This is a genomic window from Vreelandella aquamarina, from assembly GCF_900110265.1.
Classification (GTDB): domain Bacteria; phylum Pseudomonadota; class Gammaproteobacteria; order Pseudomonadales; family Halomonadaceae; genus Vreelandella; species Vreelandella aquamarina.
The window spans coordinates 1-1,283 of sequence record NZ_FODB01000120.1 but is presented as its reverse complement, the minus strand read 5'-3'; the positions used below and the strand labels follow the sequence as shown (position 1 = coordinate 1,283).

Here is a 1,283-nt window from a genome sequence, read left to right as displayed (position 1 = left end):
GGACTTTCACCCCCAAGTCATCCGGCCAACCACCACGGCGGACCGGATAGCGCCTAATTGGCGCTGCGCGCCATGCCTGGCGCACCACAAAAAAACCGGCCGCAGCCGGTTTTTTTATGGCGCCTGCCGGCTTACGCCGCCAGAGCCTTAATGCGCTTGTTCAAGCGGCTTTTCAGACGTGCAGCTTTCTTCTTAGAAAGAACGTCTTTATCAGCAATACGGTCAACGACCGGCTGCATTACCTTGAACTCTTCCATCGCTTTGCCATGGTCGCCGGTGTTAATCGCTTTGATCACACGCTTGATGTAGGTGCGGACCATGCTGCGCTGGCTGGATTTCAGGACGCGACGAGTCTCGGCCTGGCGGGCGCGCTTGCGTGCTTGCTTGCTGTTCGCCACAGGTATCTCCTTGGAGAATAAGGGCTGCCTAAAAACGGCAACGAATTTACTATGTGTTTGTCGGCTGGCAGTTGCCAAATCACGACATTTCCGTAACAACCAATTGATCTAGCAGGGTTTTCAACACTGCCAAATAGTGTAACGAGCAGTCTGATAGCTGCCCGCTCACGGGTCTTGTCTGAGAGGATGGCGTAGTCTATCACGCGTTAAGCGGGCTTGCTAGCCGTTGTCAATGCTTTTCAGGCGGGGACCGCTAGCGCTTACCTACCAGTGGTTGTACTATTCGGTAGCTGTACTATAAATACAGTAGCAAAAAAACTCGCAATGAGGTGTCACCATGGCGACTAAACCTGATGCAGAACAAAGATTTGCGGCTCAAGCGGCACGATACACACGGCGTGCTTATCAGATGTCGTTGAGCAGTGGCCAGCACGTAGTAGAAATCGTCGATGGTGAGCTTGTCGAAACACGCCCCGATGGTAGCACCCAGGTTTTGAGAAAAGCGCCTCCGAAGCACAAAGCTTCCATAGGTATGAAGCTCAAGGTTACCAATGGTTAAAAGACCCCGCTTGCGAATGTTTGCCGGCCCCAATGGTTCAGGCAAAAGCACTATCCAGAATGTAATCCCAGCGCATCTCAAAGGGGTATACATAAACCCTGATGATATTGAAAGAAGCGCTAAAGATACAGGCGCAATCTATTTCAGCGACTACTCCATAGACATTTCAAAATCTGCTATTGCGGAATATTTCCACCTTTCCCCTCTAACAAAAAAAGCTTCCTTAGCACCGTTGCTTGAAACCATTATATTTGAACCTGAATCCGTGAAGCCGGCGCCGACACTTTCCCTATCACCGCCAGCGAGCACTTTTTGATCATTCGCCC

The 1,283-nt window shown here is 51.1% G+C and carries 2 protein-coding genes; one reads left to right on the top strand and one right to left on the bottom strand.

Annotation, left to right across the window (positions count from 1 at the left end; translation table 11 throughout):
• Window positions 1-131: 131 nt before the first annotated feature.
• Window positions 132-398, bottom strand: a complete 267-nt coding sequence (gene rpsT / locus BMY49_RS17090; protein ID WP_016916025.1) for a 30S ribosomal protein S20 — start codon at window positions 396-398, stop codon at window positions 132-134.
• 337 nt (window positions 399-735) lie between these two features.
• Here rpsT and BMY49_RS17085 point away from each other — a divergent pair, with 337 nt between their 5' ends.
• Window positions 736-957 carry a hypothetical protein gene (locus tag BMY49_RS17085; RefSeq protein ID WP_083024673.1) on the top strand — a complete coding sequence of 74 codons (222 nt, stop codon included), beginning with the start codon at window positions 736-738 and terminating at the stop codon, window positions 955-957.
• Window positions 958-1,283 lie beyond the last annotated feature (326 nt).

Excerpts from the sequence above, each read along its gene's own strand:
- BMY49_RS17085 (WP_083024673.1), top strand. The coding sequence starts at position 736 with ATGGCGACTAAACCTGATGCAGAACAAAGATTTGCGGCTCAAGCGGCA.